The sequence below is a fragment of the Streptomyces sp. NPDC057271 genome (assembly GCF_042668715.1).
In the GTDB taxonomy this organism is placed as follows: Bacteria; Actinomycetota; Actinomycetes; order Streptomycetales; family Streptomycetaceae; genus Streptomyces.
Window position 1 is genome coordinate 25,352 of sequence record NZ_JBHUYJ010000002.1, and the last position, 19,888, is coordinate 45,239.

At 70.8% G+C, this 19,888-nt stretch carries 22 protein-coding genes and 1 riboswitch; of the genes, 8 read left to right on the top strand and 14 right to left on the bottom strand.

Annotation, left to right across the window (positions count from 1 at the left end):
• Positions 1-62: 62 nt before the first annotated feature.
• On the top strand, positions 63-407 hold the full coding sequence (locus ACFUJR_RS01090) for an HNH endonuclease (protein ID WP_383167411.1): 345 nt from the start codon (positions 63-65) through the stop codon (positions 405-407).
• Positions 408-567: 160 nt separating this feature from the next.
• On the opposite strand, the gene ACFUJR_RS01095 is transcribed toward ACFUJR_RS01090, so the two are convergent.
• On the bottom strand, positions 568-834 hold the full coding sequence (locus tag ACFUJR_RS01095) for a hypothetical protein (protein WP_383167414.1): 267 nt from the start codon (positions 832-834) through the stop codon (positions 568-570).
• 614 nt (positions 835-1,448) lie between these two features.
• Between ACFUJR_RS01095 and ACFUJR_RS01100 the strand changes: the two genes are divergently transcribed.
• A complete protein-coding gene (locus ACFUJR_RS01100) occupies positions 1,449-2,384 on the top strand; it encodes a major capsid protein (RefSeq protein WP_383167417.1) in 936 nt (311 codons plus the stop codon).
• Between the two features lie 82 nt (positions 2,385-2,466).
• Here ACFUJR_RS01100 and ACFUJR_RS01105 read toward each other — a convergent pair whose 3' ends face one another.
• The 3 genes from ACFUJR_RS01105 to ACFUJR_RS01115 are packed head-to-tail and all read right to left on the bottom strand — an operon-like array spanning position 2,467 to position 4,071.
• Positions 2,467-3,315 carry a helix-turn-helix domain-containing protein gene (locus ACFUJR_RS01105; RefSeq protein ID WP_383167420.1) on the bottom strand — a complete coding sequence of 283 codons (849 nt, stop codon included), beginning with the start codon at positions 3,313-3,315 and terminating at the stop codon, positions 2,467-2,469.
• Positions 3,316-3,329: 14 nt separating this feature from the next.
• A complete protein-coding gene (locus ACFUJR_RS01110) occupies positions 3,330-3,845 on the bottom strand; it encodes a DUF6879 family protein (RefSeq protein ID WP_073917628.1) in 516 nt (171 codons plus the stop codon).
• A complete protein-coding gene (locus ACFUJR_RS01115; RefSeq protein ID WP_359522139.1) occupies positions 3,817-4,071 on the bottom strand; it encodes a hypothetical protein in 255 nt (84 codons plus the stop codon). The genes ACFUJR_RS01110 and ACFUJR_RS01115 overlap by 29 nt, the downstream gene beginning before the upstream one ends.
• 186 nt (positions 4,072-4,257) lie before the next feature.
• Here ACFUJR_RS01115 and ACFUJR_RS01120 point away from each other — a divergent pair, with 186 nt between their 5' ends.
• Both ACFUJR_RS01120 and ACFUJR_RS01125 read left to right on the top strand, forming a co-directional pair.
• Positions 4,258-4,449 (top strand): hypothetical protein, encoded by a 192-nt coding sequence (locus tag ACFUJR_RS01120; RefSeq protein WP_383167423.1) that lies wholly within the window; start codon positions 4,258-4,260, stop codon positions 4,447-4,449.
• Entirely contained in the window at positions 4,437-4,643 is a 207-nt protein-coding gene (locus ACFUJR_RS01125; protein ID WP_383167426.1) for a hypothetical protein, read from the top strand. Before ACFUJR_RS01120 ends, ACFUJR_RS01125 begins: the two co-directional genes overlap by 13 nt.
• A gap of 182 nt (positions 4,644-4,825) precedes the next feature.
• On the opposite strand, the gene ACFUJR_RS01130 is transcribed toward ACFUJR_RS01125, so the two are convergent.
• The 3 genes from ACFUJR_RS01130 to ACFUJR_RS01140 all read right to left on the bottom strand — a co-directional run bounded on the left by ACFUJR_RS01130 (position 4,826) and on the right by ACFUJR_RS01140 (position 8,027).
• On the bottom strand, positions 4,826-5,494 hold the full coding sequence (locus ACFUJR_RS01130; RefSeq protein WP_383167429.1) for an O-methyltransferase: 669 nt from the start codon (positions 5,492-5,494) through the stop codon (positions 4,826-4,828).
• The gene (locus ACFUJR_RS01135; RefSeq protein WP_383167432.1) at positions 5,491-6,555 is read right to left on the bottom strand and encodes a DUF2330 domain-containing protein; all 1,065 of its coding nucleotides are present in this window, start codon (positions 6,553-6,555) and stop codon (positions 5,491-5,493) included. Before ACFUJR_RS01135 ends, ACFUJR_RS01130 begins: the two co-directional genes overlap by 4 nt.
• A 224-nt stretch (positions 6,556-6,779) precedes the next feature.
• Positions 6,780-8,027: a cytochrome P450 gene (locus tag ACFUJR_RS01140; RefSeq protein ID WP_383167436.1), complete on the bottom strand. Its 1,248-nt coding sequence runs from the start codon at positions 8,025-8,027 to the stop codon at positions 6,780-6,782.
• A gap of 334 nt (positions 8,028-8,361) precedes the next feature.
• Between ACFUJR_RS01140 and ACFUJR_RS01145 the strand changes: the two genes are divergently transcribed.
• A complete protein-coding gene (locus ACFUJR_RS01145; protein WP_383167439.1) occupies positions 8,362-9,540 on the top strand; it encodes a steroid 3-ketoacyl-CoA thiolase in 1,179 nt (392 codons plus the stop codon).
• Between the two features lie 157 nt (positions 9,541-9,697).
• Here ACFUJR_RS01145 and ACFUJR_RS01150 read toward each other — a convergent pair whose 3' ends face one another.
• The 7 genes from ACFUJR_RS01150 to ACFUJR_RS01180 form a co-directional block, all read right to left on the bottom strand.
• Positions 9,698-10,105, bottom strand: a complete 408-nt coding sequence (locus ACFUJR_RS01150) for a transglycosylase SLT domain-containing protein (RefSeq protein WP_383450169.1) — start codon at positions 10,103-10,105, stop codon at positions 9,698-9,700.
• Between the two features lie 285 nt (positions 10,106-10,390).
• The gene (locus ACFUJR_RS01155; RefSeq protein WP_383167445.1) at positions 10,391-11,254 is read right to left on the bottom strand and encodes an ECF transporter S component; all 864 of its coding nucleotides are present in this window, start codon (positions 11,252-11,254) and stop codon (positions 10,391-10,393) included.
• Entirely contained in the window at positions 11,251-12,960 is a 1,710-nt protein-coding gene (locus ACFUJR_RS01160) for an ABC transporter ATP-binding protein (protein WP_383167448.1), read from the bottom strand. Before ACFUJR_RS01160 ends, ACFUJR_RS01155 begins: the two co-directional genes overlap by 4 nt.
• A complete protein-coding gene (locus ACFUJR_RS01165) occupies positions 12,957-14,180 on the bottom strand; it encodes an energy-coupling factor transporter transmembrane component T (protein ID WP_383167451.1) in 1,224 nt (407 codons plus the stop codon). The genes ACFUJR_RS01160 and ACFUJR_RS01165 overlap by 4 nt, the downstream gene beginning before the upstream one ends.
• Positions 14,177-14,866, bottom strand: coding sequence for an SCO2322 family protein (locus ACFUJR_RS01170; protein WP_383167454.1), 690 nt, complete (start codon positions 14,864-14,866; stop codon positions 14,177-14,179). Before ACFUJR_RS01170 ends, ACFUJR_RS01165 begins: the two co-directional genes overlap by 4 nt.
• Positions 14,863-16,113, bottom strand: a complete 1,251-nt coding sequence (locus ACFUJR_RS01175) for a prenyltransferase/squalene oxidase repeat-containing protein (protein WP_383167457.1) — start codon at positions 16,111-16,113, stop codon at positions 14,863-14,865. Before ACFUJR_RS01175 ends, ACFUJR_RS01170 begins: the two co-directional genes overlap by 4 nt.
• 98 nt (positions 16,114-16,211) lie before the next feature.
• Positions 16,212-16,289: riboswitch (cobalamin riboswitch) on the bottom strand.
• 115 nt (positions 16,290-16,404) lie between these two features.
• Positions 16,405-17,436: an MBL fold metallo-hydrolase gene (locus ACFUJR_RS01180; RefSeq protein ID WP_383167460.1), complete on the bottom strand. Its 1,032-nt coding sequence runs from the start codon at positions 17,434-17,436 to the stop codon at positions 16,405-16,407.
• A gap of 119 nt (positions 17,437-17,555) precedes the next feature.
• On the opposite strand from ACFUJR_RS01180, the gene ACFUJR_RS01185 reads away from it, so the two are divergent.
• The 3 genes from ACFUJR_RS01185 (at position 17,556) to ACFUJR_RS01195 (ending at position 19,882) form a co-directional block, all read left to right on the top strand.
• A complete protein-coding gene (locus tag ACFUJR_RS01185) occupies positions 17,556-19,025 on the top strand; it encodes an aldehyde dehydrogenase (RefSeq protein WP_383167463.1) in 1,470 nt (489 codons plus the stop codon).
• Positions 19,025-19,258, top strand: coding sequence for a ferredoxin (locus ACFUJR_RS01190; RefSeq protein ID WP_383167466.1), 234 nt, complete (start codon positions 19,025-19,027; stop codon positions 19,256-19,258). Before ACFUJR_RS01185 ends, ACFUJR_RS01190 begins: the two co-directional genes overlap by 1 nt.
• 84 nt (positions 19,259-19,342) lie before the next feature.
• On the top strand, positions 19,343-19,882 hold the full coding sequence (locus tag ACFUJR_RS01195; RefSeq protein WP_383167469.1) for a hypothetical protein: 540 nt from the start codon (positions 19,343-19,345) through the stop codon (positions 19,880-19,882).
• Positions 19,883-19,888: the final 6 nt, after the last annotated feature.

The window sequence follows — 19,888 nt, forward strand, 5'->3', positions numbered from 1 at the left end:
ACGGGGCCCACGGGCCCAGTGCCTATGGGCATCAGGACGCCCGACGACATCGAGGGGGCGCTATGCGCTGTATCGACTGCACGGAGCCGGCGACACACCGCCGACGCTGCGAGCGGCACCACACCGAGTACGAGCGGCGCCCGAGCGTCCGAAACCGTCGTGCTCGGAGCCGACGACGAGCGGAGCGGAACAACGCTGCTGCACGGCTCCGTCGGATCATCGAGCGGAAGACCCGAGCGTGGTGCGACTGGTGCCGAGAGGATTTCGCGGTGGTGGACGTGGACGTGGACGTGGACCACGTGCGGCCCCTCGCCCTCGGCGGCGAAGACGTGGACAGCAACGTTCAGGTCTTGTGCCACGGCTGCCATGCGCTCAAGACCCGGACCGAGTTCGGGGCCGCTGCGTGACGGACACGGACGGGAACGTTCAGCCGCTCTGCCGCCCGTGTCACAAATCCAAGACCCGCGAGGACTTCAGGGTTCAGGCTCCGCCGTTCTGACGCTGCCTTGGCACGGGCCCTCAGAGGTTCTGCCCGCCGAGTTGCTTCGCTTAGCTGCTGGTCAGGCGCTATTCCATGGCAATGTACACGGATTCCCCAACGCGACCCGACATCCTTGCCGGAGCAGACACCGAACCGGCCGTGTAGGCAGCAACGGCCTTCCCGTCCCCATCCACAACCGCCAGTGTCGCCGGAACGACCGCCCCGCCGCTGACAACAAGCTGGGCCACGCCGTCGACGTACCGCAGGCTCAGCGTGCCCACATCCTCGGGCTTGACCTCTTCCGCAGTGATGACGAACTCCGTTACCTCGGCCGTTACTTCGTTCTCAGACATGGTCGTCCCCCCTCACCGGTCGACAATCTGCCGACCGTTCGTGATCTTCCCATGATGAAGCGTCACACCATCATCCCGCCCTGATGGTTGGAGGCACCCCCAAGCCGCGTAAGCCCCGCCCCCCGTGTTCTGCCCCCGGGTGCCCCGAGCTGACCACTGGTGGGCGCTGTGCCAAGCATCGGCGCGAGGCCGAGCAACAGCGCGGTACGTCCAACGAACGTGGCTACACCACACGGTGGCAGCGCATCCGTAAGGCGTACCTGTACCGGAATCCGTGGTGTCTGCTGTGCGGTCGCGTGGCCGTGGTTGCTGACCATTTCCCTTTGCCCCGACGTGAGTTGGTAGCGCAAGGGGTTGCCGATCCTGACGCGTTCTCTCGTCTGCGTCCGCTGTGCACGCAGTGTCACAACCGCGAGACCGCGAAGCGTCAACCGGGTGGTTGGGCTGCTGCGAATGCGAAGCCAATTCGGACATAGGGCGCAGCCCGACCAGGGGGGTACTCCCCTCTCCTCCCGCTCCAGATCGGCAGGGAGGCAAAAAACTCGCATGGCTCATTTGAGCGCTTCTGTGGAGAGCCGTGCGCTGATCAATTAACCAACTATGGAAGAATTTCCTTGACTCTCACTCTCGCCGAATCGGCAAAGGTCACCCTCGACCAGCTTCAGCGCGGGGTAATCGAGACGTTCGTTCAGGAGTCGCCGATTCTCGACCGGCTTCCCCTTGTTCAGGTGGAGGGAAGCGCGTTCAAGTACAACGAGGAGTCCAGCCTTCCCGGCGTGGCCTTCCGTGCGATCAACGAGGCGTACCCGGAGAGCACCGGCACGCTGAACCAGCGCGTCGAGACTCTGGCCATCCTGGGAGGTGACGCCGACGTGGACAAGTTCATTGTCCAGACGCGGGGGAACCTCAACGATCAGCGTGCGATTCAGACCCATATGAAGGTCAAGGCCGCCTCGATTCACTTCGCCGACCAGTTCTTCAACGGTGATATCGAGGTCAACCCGAAGGGGTTCGACGGTCTTCGCAAGCGGCTGGTCGGACGCCAGGTCATCGACGCCGGAGGGAAGGGCGCCGTTGTCCACGGCCATGACTTCTTCGATCTGCTCGACACCCTGACGAACCAGGTGCGGGGCATCAACGGCACGAACGGCGCGCTCTACATGAACGCCGCGCTGCGCGCCAAGATCGCATCCGGATTCCGTCGGCTCGGTGGCAGTGAGCTGCTGAGCACGGACATCGCCGGAAAGCCCACGGTCATGTGGAACGGCATCCCGCTGCTGGATGCCGGCCAGCGTCTCGACTGTACGGATGTGCTGCCGCTGACGACTGGGACCGGTGGTGTGGAGACCGGTGACATCTACGCCGTTCGCTTCGGGGCGACCGAGGCGGACGCTGGTGTCTCCGGACTGACCAACGGTGGTGTTCAGGTCACCGACCTGGGCGAGTCGCACGACAAGCCTGTCTACCGCACCCGTATCGACTTCTACTGCGGCATCGCTCTCTTCGGCGGTAAGGCAGCCGCACGCCTCACCGGCGTACTGAACGGCTGATGCCGCCGTATGGCCCCTGTGCCCTCTCCATCGCCGGAGAGGGCACAGGGGCCTTTTTGCGTTTCCGCAGTAAGCCGGACGGTCAGCCGAGCGACGACAAGGCGGATGTCACGAGCGAGCGTGCGGCGGCTCCCCGTGCCGACCCTTGCGACAGCCGGTCAAAGGCTCGTGCGTAGAGCTCGACTTGGCTTGGTTGCGTCAGTGTGGACGCGGCGTCCAAGGTGTCCGCGTGCACCCTCGTGTCGTCGAAGATGGTGAAGGTCGGCATGGGCCAGACGGTTCGTTGCGACGAGAACGGGACGACGCCCACGGCCACGTTCTGGAGGTCCATGACCGCCAGGAGGTGACCGAGCTGCGCCGCCATCGCCTCGACGGTGCACAACCGGTAGCGCAGGACCGATTCCTCCAGGACGAACGAGAACCGGTGCGCCGCGTTGTTCAGTACCGCGTTTCGTCTCATGCGGACCTTGACTGCCTCTGTCACGTCGTCCGGTGTTCCCCGGAAGTCCGCGATGGACGACAGGAGCGCGGTCGCGTATCCGGGTGTCTGGAGGAAGCCGGGGATCACGTCGGAGACGTAGACGCGGAAGAGGTGCGTGCGCCGGTACAGGCTCTCCGTGGATTCCTGCACGTGCCGCAGGCCGCCTCGCTGGAGGCGTTTCCATTGGATGTGGGCGTCCGCGGATTGTCTGTTCGCCGCGATGAGGTCCGGCGCCTGGTCGTCGGCTCCGCACGCCCGGCACCACGCTCGGATGTCCGCGTCGGACGGGGGCGTCTTGGCGTTGCCGATGCGCGACACCTTCGAGTCCGACCAGCGGAGCCTGACGGCCAGCTCCCGCCCGCTGATTCCGGCGTCCCTGCGTAGCTCGCGCAGTCGGCCCGCGAGTGCTTCACGGGCTTGCTGGACGCTCGATGAGGGGTGTGGGGGCATGGAGCTGGCTGTCCTCAGATCGCGTACAGGTGGTGCGGGACGGCCCGGTCCCAGACGGCCTCGAAGGCCGACGCGCAGAGTTTCACCGTCGCCGGGTCGTCCGTGATCTCGTCTTCGACCACCGCCCCGTCGCCGGAGAAGTGGTGCACGCGCAGGAGTTCGCCGTCGAAGAGCCAGAAGTCATTGCCGGGGAGGGCGATGTCCGTGGCTCGGCGGCGCGGCAGCCATCGGACGTCCTCGCCGGCCGTGACGTTGGCGTGGGTGACGTAGTGCTCCCACCGGATGTACTCCGTCACGGGTTCGGAGACGATCCGGGCGCGACGGATCGACACCCCTCGCGCCACGGTGTCCGCAATCAACTGGTCATACGGGTGCCACCAGGACGCGCGGTCGTCCCAGTCGATGCGCTCGCCCCGCTTCCACGCTTCGAATCTGTCGGTGGACGCGTACGAGTCACGCATCTCCAGGTGTACGGCGGACCGCTCGCACCGGCCCAACAGCTCAGCGAAGCTGGGCACGCTCGATGGCATCGCACGCCTCCCGGATCATCGGAATCATGCGGGCCGGAATCCTGACGATGGCCTCGTTGTCGGGAACCGGCCCGTTCGCGGGGCTGCTCGCCTCGCACTGGGCCTGAGTCTCGCTGTCCGGCTTCCAGCCTTGCAACAAGATCTCCTGAGCTTCCGCGTCCGCCCACACCGTCGGGCAGTGATCGCGGTCGGTGTTCGGGTCGATGCCTACGAACTCTACGGCCATGGCTGACTCCCTGGTCCAGGTGATTGCGTGGACTTGCATGAACCATGTCGACCTGTGCTCAGAGCGTCAACATGCTAATGAGACACGTGATTTGGCGTGCAAACCCATGCAATTTCGTGGAGCTTCCGTCGGGTGTCTTCCTAGCGTCCTCGGCAAGGAACGCAGACGGACCGAGGGGACGACGACATGCCCGGCAAGGCTCAGGAGCGTGAAACGGACGCACGACAGTGGGAGTACACGACCTACGCCCCTTCGGGCGAGGTGTGTCCCGCCTGCGGCAAGCCGATCGCCTCACTCGAACGCTGTCGCCGGGGAACGCTGCGCGAACCGTCCCAGCCCGACAGGGCCGTCTACCAGCACGTGAAGTGCCCCAAGTGATCGGCCCGGACGACATCGGCCGGCGCGTTGAGGACGGCGCGGGAAGGGTCGGCATCCTGCGTGACCTGATCCGTGACTACGAGGATCCCGCCGAGTTGCCCCGCCAGCGCCGGAAGCGAGCCATGGCGTTCCTGCGGCCCGAGCGCGGCGGGCGGGAGTGGTTGGTCCCGCCCGACCATGTGCGGCGAGCGTAAGGGGGCATGGGCCGACAGCGGGGGCCGGCGGCTTCTAGGCTGGCCGACCCACGGCGGCACTCGCGGTGTGAAGCTCTATGTGAGCAGCTTGACCTATTCATTGATCTTCACGATGCTCATGAAGGGCAGGATATGACCGGCCCCGCCCCGGCCCGGCCGCGTACGCGGGAGCGGGGCGTCCGTCAGGCCACGACCCGGGCGAGCAGGAGGCCGTCGTAGTCCTTCACGCCGACCGTCTGGAACGCCGTCGCGTCCAACCGCGGTTCGCGGGAGACCAGTTCGAACATCGCGCGCGTGCCGGTGACCGCCGGGTCGTCCGTCTCCGCTTCGAGGATCGCGCCCCCGCGCACGACGTTGTCGACGACGATGACCGTGCCGGGGCGGGAGAGCTTCAGCGCCCACGCCACGTAGTTCGGGTTGTTCACCTTGTCGGCGTCGATGAAGACGAAGTCGAACGGGCCCGCGCCCTCCGTCTGCAGCTCGGGCAGGGTGTCCAGGGCCGCGCCGGTCCGCACCTCGACGACCTTCTCGAGGCCGGCGCGGGCGATGTTGGCGCGCGCCACGTCCGCGTGGGCCGGGTTGTACTCCAGTGAGATCATCCGGCCGTCGGCGGGCAGCGCCCGGGCCATCCAGATCGTGCTGTAGCCGCCGAGCGTGCCGATCTCCAGTACCGAGCGCGCCCCGCACATCGAGACGAGCAGGTTCAGGAGCTTGCCCTGGTTGGGTGCGACGGCGATCTCGGGGAGTCCGGCGGCCGTGGAGTCGGCGAGCGTGGCGGCGAGCGCCTCGTCGGCCGGGGCGAGCAGTTCGGTGAAGTAGCGGTCGACTGCGGTCCATTGATCCTGGTTCATGCCGCCGAACGTACCTCAGGGCGCCGACGCCGTACGCGGATCGCCACGACCGTCCCGCCCGCCGCGAGCAGCACGCCGGCGACCGTCAGGAGCCGGACCGGGATCCCGTCGCCGACCGTGAGCAGCCGGTCGGTGTAGATAACCTCCCGGTACGGCGTGTCCGTCACCGTGCGCAGTTCGTGGTCGCCGTCGATCCGCGAAGGTACGGGAAACGACTGGTCCAGGGCAGTCAGAAAGAACGGGCCGCCGCCGGTGAGCGCGGCGAGCGAGTCGCGGCTCGTCTCCTCGATCCGGCCGGCGAACGTCACCTCCGGCACGTCGCCGCCGATGTCGTCGCGCGGCTCCATGCGGTGGTCGGCGAGGATGTACAGGCCGAGGGACTGCGGGGTCTTCGCCAGTCGGGAGAGACGCATCGGGTAGACGAGCCGGTCGCTGGCGAAGCTGATCCGGAGCGGGGTCAGCTCGCCCTGGAGTGCCGTACCGGTGGTGTCGGGGGCGAGCCGTACCGCGACGTACTCCCACTTCTGCTCGACGTACGGCGTCAGTTCGGCGGCCAGCCGCTCGGGGAGTTCGAAGCCGTTCGTCTTCAGCCAGCCGCTCAGCGCCTCGGGGTCGGTGGCGGTCAGCCTCGCCACGTCGAAGGGGCCGAGCCGCTCGCGGCCGACGACACCGACGTCCGGGCTGCCGCTCCCGGGAAGGGCGGCCGCGGCGCCGTCCGACGAGCCGAGGTCGAAGGGCCAGTCGTCGCCGCGCGGCCAGAAGTAGTACCGGTCCTCGCGCGCGGGCCGGGTGAGGTCCTCCAGCGCGTCGAAGAGCGACGGGTCGCCGAGCGTCACCTCCGCCCGCCCGGGTAGGGGCATGATCCAGGCCGCCCGCTCGGCGTCCCCGCGCACCGTGAAGCGCATGACGATCTGTTCCGTACGGCCGTCCCAGCGCACCGCCGAGGTCTCCCGGTCGACGCCGATCCGTTGGTCGCGGTCCGGGATCATCGCGCCGCAGCCGCAGGCGTACGCCGGTGCGATCAGCGAGCCGAGCTGGAGCGCGAGCAGCGCGACGACCATGGCCAGAATTCTGTGTGTCCCCCGCATGTGCGGTCAGACGCGGCGGGGGAGGTTCCGGTTCCGGGCGTGAAGGAGGCCGGATTCGAGGTGAGAGGAAGGGCGGGAGGCGGGAGGCGGGGGCCTGGGCGCAGGGGGATGGAGCCCCCGCCTTCCGGTCTGTCGGGAGCGTCTGTCGGGAGCGTCTGTCAGGGGCGTCTGACAGGGGCGTCCGTCAGGGGCGTCCGTCAGGAGCCGACCCGCACCCGCAACTCCTTGATCCCGTTCAGCCAGGCCGCGCGCAGCCGCCGGGGTTCGCCCGCGAGGGTCAGGTCGGGCAGGACGTCCGCGAGCGCGTTGAAGATCAGGTCGATCTCGTTGATGGCGAGCGACTTTCCGAGACAGAAGTGCGGCCCGCCGCCGCCGAATCCGAGATGCGGGTTCGGGTCGCGCGTGATGTCGAAGGTCTCGGGGTTCTCGAAGACCTCGGGGTCGTTGTTGGCGGAGGAGTAGAAGAGTCCGACCCGGTCGCCCCGGCGGATCTTCTGGCCCCCGATCTCGGTGTCCTGGGTGGCGGTCCGCTGGAACGAGACGACCGGGGTCGCCCAGCGCACGATCTCCTCGGCGGCGGTCGCCGGCCGCTCCCGCTTGTACAGCTCCCACTCCTCGGGGTGGGTGAGGAAGGCGTGCATGCCGTGGCTGATGGCGTTACGGGTGGTCTCGTTGCCGGCCACCGCGAGCAGCAGCACGAAGAAGCCGAACTCGTCGGAGGAGAGGTTGCCCTGGCCCTCGGCGGCGACGAGCTGGGTCACGATGTCCTTGGCCGGGCACTCCTTGCGCTCGGCGGCCAGGTTCATCGAGTAGCCGATGAGCTCCATGGCGGCCTCGGCGCCGATCTCCTCGGTGATGGCGTACTCGGGATCGTCGTACGCGACCATCTTGTTGGACCAGTCGAAGATCCGGGCGCGGTCCTCCTGCGGTACGCCGATGAGTTCGGCGATCGCCTGCAGCGGCAGCTCGACGGCGACCTGGGTGACGAAGTCGAAGGAGCCGTCGGTTCCGGCATTCCGCTTCGCCTCGTCGACGATCTTCCGGGCGCGCTCGCGCAGGGCGTTCTCCAGGGTCCGGATCGCGCGGGGGGTGAAGCCGCGCTGGACGATCTGGCGCACGCGGGTGTGCTCGGGCGGGTCCATGTTGAGCATGATCAGCTTCTGGACCTCGATCTGGTCCCTGGTGATGTGCTCGTTGAAGCGGATGACGGCCGTGTTCTCGGTGGAGGAGAACAACTCCGGGTGCGTGGAGACGTACTTGACGTCGGCGTGGCGGGTGACGGCCCAGTAGCCCTCGTCGTCGAAGCCCGTGACGCCGCGCGGCTGGGGGCACCACCAGACAGGTGCCGTCTGCCGCAGCGACGCGAACTCCGGGAAGGGTATGCGGCTCTGGAGCAGATCGGGATCGGTGGCGTCGAACCCTTCGGGGAGGTGGGGGCAGGGCATCGGCAACACACTCCATGTCTGGGACACGCCTGCCGGACGGCGTGCCTGGCGGCGCACGGCCGGTGGCATGTCCGGCGGCATGCCTGATGGGACGGCTGAATTCTGACGATCCATCAGAAGCTGCCCGCAAGGTAGTAACGGGTTCTACAAGTCGCAAGGCATGCGACGGGAACTGTTGCCGGTGATCGGTGCACGCGGGTGCGTGCACAACCCTTGCGTACCGGCGGTAGCAGTCATAAGACTTCACTCAGAACTAGAACGCGTACCAGTTCCCCGTACCGCCCCCGTCGCGGAGTGCCGGGACACCCCGCCCGGGCGAGGAGAGGACGAGCTCATGGCCGCGGAACCCGTCATCGTCGAAGCAGTACGCACCCCCATCGGCAAGCGTGGAGGCGCGCTCGCCAATCTCCATCCCGCCTACCTCCTGGGCGAGACCTACCGTGAACTCCTCGGCCGCACCGGCATCCACGCCGACTGCGTCGAGCAGATCGTCGGCGGCACGGTCACCCACGCCGGCGAGCAGTCCATGAACCCCGCGCGCAACGCCTGGCTCACCATGGGCCTTCCCTACGAGACCGCCGCCACCACCGTCGACTGTCAGTGCGGTTCCTCGCAGCAGGCGAGCCACATGGTCGCCAACATGATCGCCTCGGGCGTCATCGACATCGGCATCAGCTGCGGTGTCGAGGCCATGTCGCGCGTCCCGCTCGGCTCGGGGTCCAAGCACGGACCCGGAAAGCCCTGGCCCGACGAGTGGAACGTCGACCTGCCCAACCAGTTCGAGGCCGCCGAGCGCATCGCCCGGCGCCGCGGCCTGACCCGCGAACGGGTCGACGCCCTCGGTCTGCTCTCCCAGGAACGGGCCGCGATCGCCTGGTCCGAGGAGCGGTTCAAGCGCGAGACCTTCGCCGTCCAGGTCCCGACCACCGAGGAGGAGCAGGCCGCGGGTCAGGGCATGTGGCGGCTCGTCGACCGTGACGAGGGGCTCCGCGACACCAGCATGGAGGCGCTCGCCCGGCTCAAGCCCGTCATGCCGACCGCCGTCCACACCGCCGGGAACTCCTCCCAGATCTCCGACGGGGCGTGCGCGCTGTTGTGGGCGTCCAGGCGGATGGCCCGCGCGCTCAAGCTCAGGCCCCGCGCCCGGATCGTCGCCCAGGCCCTCGTCGGCTCCGACCCGCACTTCCACCTCGACGGGCCGATCGACGCGACGCGCGCCGTGCTCGGCAAGGCCGGGATGTCGCTGAAGGACATCGACGTCGTCGAGATCAACGAGGCCTTCGCCTCGGTCGTCCTGAGCTGGGCCCAGGAATTCGACCGGGACCTGGACGGGCTCGACAAGGTCAACGTCAACGGCGGCGGCATCGCGCTCGGGCATCCGGTGGGTGCGACCGGGGCGCGGCTGATCACCACGGCCCTGCACGAGCTGGAGCGTAGGGACAAGGAATTCGCGCTGATCACGATGTGCGCCGGCGGGGCGCTGGCGACCGGCACGATCATCCAGAGGCTGTAGCGCGCCGGGCGGGCGGCTCCGGGGGCGGCTTGGTCGCTGGGGCCGCCCGGGGCCCGGTCACGCGCGCCGGGCGCGAAACGCCGCAGGCCCCGCGCCTCCGTGAGGAGGGCGGGGCCTTGCGGGTGCCTGCGCGGCTGGGTGTGGCTGAGGGTGACTCTTAGTACCAGCCGTTGGCCTGCCAGAACGCCCAGGCGCCGTTCGGGCTGCCGTAGCGGTCGTTCATGTAGTCCAGACCCCACTTGATCTGGGTGGCCGGGTTGGTCTTCCAGTCGGAGCCGGCCGAGGACATCTTCGAGGCCGGCAGGGCCTGGACCAGGCCGTAGGCGCCGCTGGACGAGTTGGTGGCGGTGGGGTTCCAGCCGGACTCGTGCTCCACGATCTTGCGGAACGACGCGAACGGCGAAGCCGGAACGATCTGCTTGGCGATCGCCTTGGCGTCGCGGGGAGCGGCCGAGGCCGAGGCCGTCGTGCCCAGTACCGCACCCGAGGCGCCCAGCAGCACGGCTGCCGAGACGGCGAGGGTCTTCTTGCGGGAGTTGGCACGGGTGGCGATGGAGCGGAACAAAACGCGACCTAACGTCGGGGACATGGGGCGCGCCGGGCGTTTTCGGCAAGCCGGAACCAGAGCCCGGGGAACCCGGAACCTGAGGGAATCGGCCTGTCCGAGGCGCTGCGCTGAACGCTGCTTGCCTGGCGACGTCCACCAGAGAAGCAGGCCTGGGAGGCCGCCGCAACGACCCCCGGTACGAAGCGGAGTCGGACCCGCGCCGAACGGCCCGGGACGAGCGGCCGGGCGTTATCGCAGGTCAAGGTGGCGTATGGGGGGATTTGAGGGGGTCTGGACCCTCTCCTATTCCACGTCGTACGTGACCTGGGTCCTGTGGGGCGCCTCACCCCGGAGCGGCATCTCAGGGCCCTCGAACGTGACCTGGGTCTCGAAGTTCGCGCGCCGCGTGGCCCGCCGCAGCGCCTTCAGCAGCGTGCCGCCGACGGTCGTCGTGAGGACGACGGTGAGGGTCGCCCGGCCGAGGTCCCAGCCGAGCGAGGTGGCGATGACGTACGCGAGGAAGCGGACCAGGTTCTCGTGCGCCGGCTCCCCGGGCTGGAACGAGATCCCGGTCCCCAGGCCGCCCACCGTGACCCAGCCGTAGAGGTTGGTGACGGTGCCGTACGCGAACGCCGCCACGAACCCGTACGCCGACAGCATCAGCAGCTCGCCCCGGCCCCGAAGTCCCGACGCACCCGGCAGCAGCCCCGCGCCCATCGTGAACCAGCCCATGGCCAGCATCTGCACCGGCATCCACGGGCCGACACCGCCCGTGAGCAGGGCGGACGCGAACATCGTCACCGCGCCCAGCACGAAGCCGAAACCCGGCCCGAGGACCCGGCCGCTCAGCATCATCAGGAAGAACATCGGCTCCAGGCCCGCCGTCCCCGCCCCCAGCGGACGCAGCGCCGCCCCCACGGCGGCGAGGACGCCCAGCATCGCCACCGCCTTCGCGTCCATCCCGCAGTCGGCGATCGTCGCGACCACCACCGCGATCAGCAGCGGCAGCAGCGCCGCGAAGAACCACGGGGCGTCGGCCGCGTGATCGGTGACCGCCGCACCCCTGTCCGCGAAGAGCGGCCAGGCGACGGCCATCGCTCCGACGAGGGAGACGAGGACGAGCGCCGCGATCGAGCGGGTCCCGAGCCGTACGGGTCCTCTGCTCACCACGCCTCCCTCACCTGCTCGACCGTGAGCCAGGGCTGCGGGGCGAGGATCTTGGCCACCTGCGGGGAGAAGGCCGGGGAGGAGACGACGACCTCGGCCGTCGGTCCGTCCGCGACGACCTCGCCGCCCGCCAGGATGACCACCCGGTGCGCCAGCTCGGCGGCCAGCTCCACGTCGTGGGTGGCGAGCACGATGGCGTGACCCGCGCCGGCGAGCTCGCGCAGATGGGCGACGAGGCGGGCCTTGGCCGCGTAGTCGAGACCGCGGGTCGGCTCGTCGAGGAGCAGGAGCGGGGGCCGGCCGGTCATGACCACGGCGAGCGCGAGCGCCAGGCGCTGGCCCTCGGACAGGTCACGGGGGTGGGTGCCGTCCGCCACACCGGGCAGCAGCTCGGACACCAGCGCCCGGCAGGTCCCGGGGGCCGCGCCCGTGTCGGCGTCGGCGGCCGAGCACTCGGCGCCGACGGTGTCCGCGTACAGCAGGTCGCGGGGCTCCTGCGGTACGAGACCGACGTGACGGATCATCTCGCGGGGGTCGGTGTGGTGCGGCGGGCGGCCCGCGACGAGGGCGGTACCGGAGGTGGGCGGGACGATCCCGACGAGCGCGTTGAGCAGCGTGGACTTGCCGGCGCCGTTGCGGCCCATGAGCGCGACGGTCTCGCCCGCCGTGACCTGGAGGTCCACGCGCCGCAGCGCCTCGACCCGGCCGCGGCGGACACCGAGGGACCGGACGTCGACGAGACGGTGGGCTTCGACGGTGGGTACGGAGGGCCGGGGGCGCCGGCGGAACAGCGAGATTCCCCCGCCCCTCCCCGGGGCCCGGCCGGCCGGGGCGTCCGGCGCCTTCGGCGCCATCGCCGTGTGGGAGACGGGGGATCCGGGGCGGAGGCCCGCGGTCGGGACACGCGCCTCCAGACGGTCCCGGACCGGGCCCGCCGCGCGACGGGCGTCCCGGACCGTCAGGGGGAGCGGGCTCCAGCCCGCCAGGCGGCCGAGCGCCACCACCGGGGGGTGGACCGGGGAGACCGACATGATCTCGGCGGGCGGGCCCATGACTCCCTCCGGCAGCAGCAGGACCTGGTCCGCGTACTGCACCACCCGCTCCAGGCGGTGCTCCGCCATCAGGACCGTCGTGCCGAGGTCGTGGACCAGGCGCTGCAGGACCGCCAGGACGTCCTCCGCCGCCGCCGGGTCCAGCGCGGACGTCGGCTCGTCGAGGACGAGGACCTCGGGGTGCGGCGTCAGCACCGAACCGATCGCCACCCGCTGCTGCTGTCCGCCCGAGAGCGTCGCGATCGGACGGTCGCGCAGCTCCGCGAGCCCGAGCAGGTCCAGGGTCTCCTCGACCCGCCGCCGCATCACCGCCGGAGCCAGCCCCAGGGACTCCATCCCGTACGCCAGCTCGTCCTCGACCGTGTCCGTGACGAAGTGCGCCAGCGGGTCCTGGCCGACCGTGCCGACCACGTCCGCCAGCTCGCGCGGCATGTGCGTACGGGTGTCCCGGCCCGCCACCGTCACACGGCCCTTCAGCGTGCCGCCCGTGAAGTGTGGTACGAGTCCCGAGACCGCGCCGAGCAGCGTCGACTTGCCCACGCCCGACGGGCCCACCAGCAGGACCAGTTCGCCCTCCGGGACCGTCAGGTCCAGGTCCCGCAGCGTGGGCTCGCCCGCGCCGTACGTCACCGAGACGTTCTCGAAGCGGATCACGAGGACTCCTTGGAGGCGGAGGGGGGAACGGGACGGGTTGTGGAAGGGGGAACGGCGCGGGAGGCGGGATCGGGGACGGGGGCGGAGGCCGTGGGGGAGGCGGGATCGGGGACGGGGACGGGGACGGGGGCCGAGGGGGAGGCGGGGACGGGGGCCACGAACGCGGGCACCAGACCCACCAGGATCGACAGCGCGGGCCACACCGGAAGCTCCGGCGCGACCAGGGGGACGACGCCCGGGTGCAGCGCCTCGTAGGCGTACGTGTTCGCCCCGATCATCAGCGCCGCCACCGCGACGCCCGAGCCGGCGACCAGCCAGGCCCGTACCCCCCAGGTGTCGGGCCGGTACCGGGTGCGGGCCGCCCGGTGCCCGCCCAGCCGGAGCCCGGCCAGCGCCGCGCACAACCCCGCGACGAGCAGCGGCAGCCCGTACCCCGCGCCTTCGGCCGCCAGCAGACCGTACGAGCCCGCACACACCCCGAGCAGCCCGCCCAGCGTCAGCACGTTCGTCGTCCGCCGCACGGCCGGATCCACCTGCGCCGTGCGTCCGTAGCCGCGCGCGTCCATCGAGGCCGCCACGGAGATCGACCGCTCCAGCGCGCCCTCCAGCACCGGCAGCCCGACCTGGAGCACCGCACGTACCCCGCCCGTCGGCCGCCCCCGCAGCCGACGGGCCGTCCGCAGCCGCATCACGTCGGCCACCATGTTCGGCGCGAAGGTCATCGCCACGACGACGGCGACCCCCACCTCGTACAGCGCGCCCGGCAGCGACTTGAGCAGCCGCGCCGGGTTGGCGAGCGCGTTCGCCGCGCCCACGCAGATCAGCAGGGTCGCCAGCTTGGCGCCGTCGTACACGGCGAAGACCACCTGCTCCGCCGTCACCCGGCCCCCGATCCGCACCCCCTGCGCCCAGTCGGGAACCGGCACTTCGGGCAGCGTGAACAGCTCGTACGTCCCCGGGATCGCCGAACCGAGCACGACCGAGAACACCACCCGCAGCGCCACCACGAAAAGGCCCAGCTTCACGAACGCCCCGTACGAGCGTGCCCAGGGTGCGTCCGTGCGGCGGGCCGCGACGACATAGCCCGCGACCGCGACGATCAGGCCGAGGAGCAGCGGGTTGGTGGTGCGGGAGGCGGCGACGGCGAGGCCGAGCGCCCAGAGCCACCAGGCACCCGCGTGCAGGGCGTTGGAACGGCTCGCCTCGGGGGCACGGATCATGCGCGTCGGCGGGCCTTCCAGACCGCGGCGCCGCCGAGTACGAGCACCGCGGCTCCGCCCACCACGATCCCGACAGCGGGTCCGTCGTCGCCCTCGCCGTCCGGCGTCTGGGCGGCCGTCACGGTGGGGTCGCCCTCGGGCATGTTCCCGTCGGCCGGGGACTTGGTCTCCGCCACCTGCTCGCCGCAGCCCTTCGCCGGGTAGCCGGCGATCCCGCACAGCAGCGCCGCGCTGTCGTACCGCAGCGGCTTCGCCACCGCGGCCAGCGCGTCCGCGCTCGTCGCGTCCTCGCGGACCTGGGCGCAGCCGGTCTTCACCTGCGGCCTGGGCGGAGCCTCTCCTGCCGGGGCGTCCTGCGGGGTTCCGAAGTCCACGACGACCGCCACCCGCTTGGTGCCGGCCTTCTCCTCCGTACCGCCGCAGACGCCCGCGAAGTCGGGGGCCGCGGTGGGCCGGGCGGCGTCACCGCTGTCCTCGCTGACCGCGAAGCGGAAGCCGACGGCGTCGCCGTCGGAGGGCCGGGCGGTCGCCGGGCCCTGCGTCGCGTACTGCCATGCGCGGCCGCCGTCGCTCTCCCAGGACGACCAGTAGCGGTAGCCGACGGCCTCGGCGGGAGCGGCGGCGGCCAGGATCAGGGCGGCGCCGGCCGTGGCGCCGAGCAGTCCGGCCCTCAGCCCGGCCCTCACTTCCTGCGCCCGCTCACCAGGAAGCCGATGCCGACGCCGACGACCATGCCGATACCGATGATCCACCACACGTCGAACGAGCCGGAGTCGTCGTCGCTCGCCTCGGGCGCGGCGGACGGCGAGGCCTGCGGCGCGGGGCCGGTGGCGGCCAGCTCCTTGAGAAGGTCGGTCGAGCCGAAGGCGCGCGGGTCGACGTGCATCGCCTTCGCGGCGAGGATCAGCTGCGCGTACGCGGCCGGACCGCTCTCCTTCGCCCAGGTGGCGGAGTTCTCCTTGAGCCAGGTCAGCGCGGCGGACGCCTCCTTCGTGGCACCGGTCGCGGCGAGCGCGACGACGGCGTCGGCGGTGTTGCCGTGGTCGGGCAGCTCGGTCGGGTCGGTGGCGCCGGGCATGGGCGGGGTGTTCAGGTGCCCGGTCTTCGCCAGCGCGGCGGCCAGGTAGGAGGCGCCGTTGAGCGCGGCCCGGTCCATCGTGGGCGTGGCCAGGTCCGTGCAGACCGGGCTCTGCTGGGGCTCCACGCCCCGCGCGGTGATGCCCTTGCCGAGACCGGCGAGCGTCGCGGCGGCCGTGGCGTCGGCGTTCGCGAGGAGCTTGCCGTCCTTGTCGGGCTGGTACGCGAAGGCACCCGCCCCCTCCTCGGCCGAGCAGGGAAGGGCGAGTCCGAGCAGGGCGTCGTACGGGGTCATGCCCTCGGTGGACTTCACCTGGCCGGGCTTCTCGCCGAGCCCGGTGAGCGCGCTGATGACGATGGAGGTGGAGTTGGCGTCGCTGGGGCCGCCGGGGTTGTACCCCCAGCCGCCGTCCTTGTTCTGTACGCCCTTCAGCCAGGCCGCGCCGGCCTCGGCCGCCTTGGCCAGGGGCTCGGGGGCGGTGCTCTTGCGCTTGGCGCCGGTGAGCGCCTGGACGGCGACGGCCGTGGCGTTGGTGTCCAGCATGGTGGACGCGTCGCAGGGCTTGGCCGGGTCCGGCCGGTACGACGCGAAGGCACCGGTGGCGCACTGCTGCTTCAGCAGCCAGGACACGGCCTCGTCGGCGGGCTGCACACCGCTGGTGGTCTGGGCGATGAAGGCGAGCGACTGGCGCCACACGCCGTCGTACGTCGGGTCCTTCGTGCCGTACAGCCCGGCGGGGATCACGGGCGCGGGGGTCGCGGAGGGCGACGGGGCGGCGGATGCGACGGGGGCGACGCCGGTGCAGAGCACCGCTGCGGCGGCGAACGCGGCGGCGCCGCGGCGGACGGTGATCATGCGAGCTGTGGCCTCTCCTGCGGCCGGGCACCGGCACGCTTGAGGCACCAGGCTCGGCTCCGTATTCCTCGACGGTGCCGGCGGTCACGTCCCGGGCGGGGCATTCCGACTTCCGTCCACGACGGGCGTGGGCGGTCACGGTTGCGGGTCAGTGCCGGATTTGCACCGGCTTCCCCCCGTACGGGTGTGATGACGACTCGCACACTCTACCGGCCCGTACACCGCCCGACCGGCGGGTGCGAGACGCCTCACACACGGGCCGCCGCCAAGGCCTGAGCCCGCGCGGAGGCGTCACACCGCCACGTACGCCACGGAGTCGGTGCCCGGTGCGGCCTCCGCGCGGCCCAGCTTCACCAGGCGGCGCAGGTGCGCCTCCGCCTCGCTGACCGCGATGGTCCGGGAGCCGTACGGGATCTGCCCCCACGGGCGGTTCCACTCCATGCGCTCGGCGAGCTGCCAGGGGGTGAGCGGGGTCGTGAGGAGGCGCAGGAGGCCGGTCAGGCGCTCCTCGTGGTGGTCGAGCAGCTCCCGTACCCGGCCGGCTGCGTCGGCGAAGGCGTACTGGTGGGCGGGGAGCACCTCCGCGACGCCGAGCCGTCCGATCCGCTCCAGTGAGTCCAGGTAGTCGCCCAGGGGATCGGTGGCGGCGGTGGAGTCGTCCGGGTCCTCGTAGAGGCCGATGTGGGGGGAGATCCCGGGGAGCAGATGGTCGCCGGAGAAGAGCCGGCCGTGACCGGGGAGCCCGGCGGGGTGCTCCTCCTCCAGATGGAGGCAGACGTGACCCGGGGTGTGGCCGGGCGTCCAGATCGCGCGCAGCCGGCGGCCCGCGAGGTCGAGCAGCTCGCCGGGGACGATCTCGCGGTCGGGCAGGGCCGAGCGCAGTCCGGGCAGGGTGCTCGCCCGGCGGGAGGTGCGGAGCGGGGCGGTGTGCTCCTCGGGGGCACCGACGGCGGCCAGCTTGCGGGCGAGGTAGTCGAGCCAGGTGCCGGGTTCGGACGCGCGGGTGCGGCGGACGACGGCGGTGTCGGCGGCGTGCATCGCGATCCACGCGCCGGACGCCTCGCGGACCTGGCCCGAGAGTCCGTGGTGGTCGGGGTGGTGGTGCGTGATGACGACTCCGTGCACGTCCCGTACGGAGGTCCCCAACGCGGCCAGCCCGTCGGACAGTTCGTGCCAGGACGCCGGATCGTCCCAGCCGGTGTCGACCAGAACGGGTCCGCGGTCGGTGTCGAGGACGTGGACGAGGGTGTGCCCGAGGGGGTTGTCCGGAATCGGCACCCGGAGCGACCAGACGCCTCCGCCGTGCTCGGTCACCTGGCTCATGGGCCCTCATCTCTCCGCGACGGCAAGGCGCTTGCTCGACCATTGCCCACTATAACTAGAACTGATATCAGTTCTGATACACAGTCAGAAACAGTGTGGGTTCCGGGAGGCAGTCGGCCATGACCGAGCTTGTGGAGCACGGAAAGCTGTACATCGGCGGGGAGTTGACCGACCCGGCCGGCGGTGACGTCATCGAGGTGATCTCGCCGCACACCGAGGAGGTCATCGGCCGCGTGCCGCACGCCTCCCGGGCCGATGTCGACCGGGCCGTCGCCGCAGCCCGCGAGGCCTTCGACCGCGGGCCCTGGCCGCGTATGTCGGTCGAGGAGCGGATCGCGGTCGTCGGCCGGATCAAGGACGCCATCGCCGTACGCCACGAGGAGATCGCCCGCTCGATCAGCTCCCAGAACGGTTCCCCGTACTCCTGGAGCGTCCTCGCCCAGGCACTCGGCGCCATGATGGTCTGGGACGCGGCGATCACCATCGCCCGCGACTTCCCGTACGAGGGGCGGCGCGCCGGTGTACTCGGGCCGATCCTGGTGCGGCGCGAGCCGGTCGGTGTCGTCGCGGCGGTCGTGCCGTGGAACGTTCCCCAGTTCACCGCCGCCGCCAAGCTCGGGCCCGCGCTCCTCGCCGGCTGCACGGTGGTCCTCAAGCCCTCGCCCGAGTCCCCCCTCGACTCGTACATCCTGGCCGAGATCGCCACCGAGGCGGGGCTCCCCGAAGGCGTCCTGTCCATCCTGCCCGCCGACCGCGAGGTCAGCGAGTACCTGGTCGGTCACCCGGGCGTCGACAAGGTCTCGTTCACCGGATCGGTCGCGGCCGGAAAGCGCGTGATGGAGGTGGCCTCCCGCAACCTGACGCGCGTCACCCTCGAACTCGGGGGCAAGTCCGCCGCCGTCATCCTGCCCGACGCCGACGTGTCCACCGCCGTCGCCGGCATCGTCCCCGCGGCCTGGATGAACAACGGCCAGGCGTGCGTCGCCCAGACCCGCATCCTCGCCCCGCGCAGCCGGTACGACGAGATCGCCGAGGCGTTCGCAGCCGCCGCGGGCGCCCTGGTGGTCGGCGACCCGCTCGACCCGGCCACGCAGGTCGGCCCGCTCGTCGCCCAGCGGCAGCGGCAGCGTTCCCTCGACTACATCAGGATCGGACAGGACGAGGGCGCCAAGATCCTCAGCGGCGGCGGCCGGCCCGCCGGGCTCGACCGCGGCTGGTATGTCGAGCCGACCCTGTTCGGAGCCGTCGACAACTCGATGCGGATCGCCCGCGAGGAGATCTTCGGGCCGGTCATCTGCCTCCTTCCGTACGGGGAGGAGAGCGAGGCGCTGCGGATCGCCGACGACTCCGACTTCGGGCTCAGCGGCAGCGTCTGGACCGGGGACGTCGAGCACGGCATCGACTTCGCCCGCCAGGTCCGCACGGGCACCTTCAACGTCAACACCTTCAGCCTCGACATGCTCGGCCCCTTCGGCGGCTACAAGAACTCCGGCCTGGGACGGGAGTTCGGCCCTGAGGGGTTCGGCGAGTACCTGGAGCACAAGATGATCCACCTGCCGGCCGGGTACGAGGGGCCGGGTGCTGTCTGATGGGCGACCGCTGGCACGTGGAGGTCGACCGGGGGGTGTGCATCGGCTCCGGCATGTGCGTCAGCCACGCCCCGGACGGCTTCCGGCTCGACACGGCCCGTCAGTCCCACCCGTGCGAACCGGAGTCGGACGCGAACGAAGCGGTTCTGGCCGCGGCCGAGGGCTGTCCGGTGGAGGCCATCACGATCACTCTGCTCGACGGCGGGGAGCCGGTCTTCCCGCCGGAGGAGTAGCCACGAGCACTCGTTCACGCGTGCAAAAATCTTCCTCTGATCACGGGGGCGACAGGCCCACGTGCACCCAGGATCGGGAGAGTTGTGCGCAAGGCGATGATGGTGGCCGCGGCCGCCGGTGCGGTGCTGCTGGTGGCGGGTTGCGGCAGCGACGGCGGCGGCTCGGGCAAGAACGAGGGCGGCTCGTCCTCCTCCTCCGCGGGCTCCACGACCGGCGGTTCGGAGACGGGCGGCGGCGACAGCCCCGACGCGGCCACGGTGGAGAAGGAGATCGGGACCGCGGCCACGGCGGCCGGTTTCACCGAGGACCCCTCCGGCGACGCGGTCCCGGCCGGGCTCAAGAGCTGCATGGTGTCCTGGACGGCCGACGCCGAGAAGGTGGCGGACCCGAAGAAGTCCTACGACGCCACGGTGACGGCGCTGACCGGCGGCGGCTGGAAGGAAGGCCAGACCACGGAGCAGTCCGGATCCACCGTCAAGACGCTGAACAGGGGCACCTGGTCGGTCAAGGCCAGCAACCACGGCGCCGCCGGACTCGCCATCGTCATGTTCATCGGCACGGACAACACCCCGCAGTGCGAGGCCCTGTTCAAGGCCGACCTGGAGAAGAACACGAAGTCGTAAGGGTTC

What these genes read in the sequence shown, in the direction of transcription:
- ACFUJR_RS01090 (WP_383167411.1), top strand. Translation starts at nt 63, where the DNA reads ATGCGCTGTATCGACTGCACGGAGCCGGCGACACACCGCCGACGCTGC.
- ACFUJR_RS01095 (WP_383167414.1), bottom strand. Translation starts at nt 834, where the DNA reads ATGTCTGAGAACGAAGTAACGGCCGAGGTAACGGAGTTCGTCATCACT.
- ACFUJR_RS01105 (WP_383167420.1), bottom strand. Translation starts at nt 3,315, where the DNA reads ATGCCCCCACACCCCTCATCGAGCGTCCAGCAAGCCCGTGAAGCACTC.
- ACFUJR_RS01110 (WP_073917628.1), bottom strand. Translation starts at nt 3,845, where the DNA reads ATGCCATCGAGCGTGCCCAGCTTCGCTGAGCTGTTGGGCCGGTGCGAG.
- ACFUJR_RS01115 (WP_359522139.1), bottom strand. Translation starts at nt 4,071, where the DNA reads ATGGCCGTAGAGTTCGTAGGCATCGACCCGAACACCGACCGCGATCAC.
- ACFUJR_RS01120 (WP_383167423.1), top strand. Translation starts at nt 4,258, where the DNA reads ATGCCCGGCAAGGCTCAGGAGCGTGAAACGGACGCACGACAGTGGGAG.
- ACFUJR_RS01130 (WP_383167429.1), bottom strand. Translation starts at nt 5,494, where the DNA reads ATGAACCAGGATCAATGGACCGCAGTCGACCGCTACTTCACCGAACTG.
- ACFUJR_RS01135 (WP_383167432.1), bottom strand. Translation starts at nt 6,555, where the DNA reads ATGGTCGTCGCGCTGCTCGCGCTCCAGCTCGGCTCGCTGATCGCACCG.
- ACFUJR_RS01140 (WP_383167436.1), bottom strand. Translation starts at nt 8,027, where the DNA reads ATGCCCTGCCCCCACCTCCCCGAAGGGTTCGACGCCACCGATCCCGAT.
- ACFUJR_RS01145 (WP_383167439.1), top strand. Translation starts at nt 8,362, where the DNA reads ATGGCCGCGGAACCCGTCATCGTCGAAGCAGTACGCACCCCCATCGGC.
- ACFUJR_RS01165 (WP_383167451.1), bottom strand. Translation starts at nt 14,180, where the DNA reads ATGATCCGTGCCCCCGAGGCGAGCCGTTCCAACGCCCTGCACGCGGGT.
- ACFUJR_RS01175 (WP_383167457.1), bottom strand. Translation starts at nt 16,113, where the DNA reads ATGATCACCGTCCGCCGCGGCGCCGCCGCGTTCGCCGCCGCAGCGGTG.
- ACFUJR_RS01180 (WP_383167460.1), bottom strand. Translation starts at nt 17,436, where the DNA reads ATGAGCCAGGTGACCGAGCACGGCGGAGGCGTCTGGTCGCTCCGGGTG.
- ACFUJR_RS01185 (WP_383167463.1), top strand. Translation starts at nt 17,556, where the DNA reads ATGACCGAGCTTGTGGAGCACGGAAAGCTGTACATCGGCGGGGAGTTG.
- ACFUJR_RS01190 (WP_383167466.1), top strand. Translation starts at nt 19,025, where the DNA reads ATGGGCGACCGCTGGCACGTGGAGGTCGACCGGGGGGTGTGCATCGGC.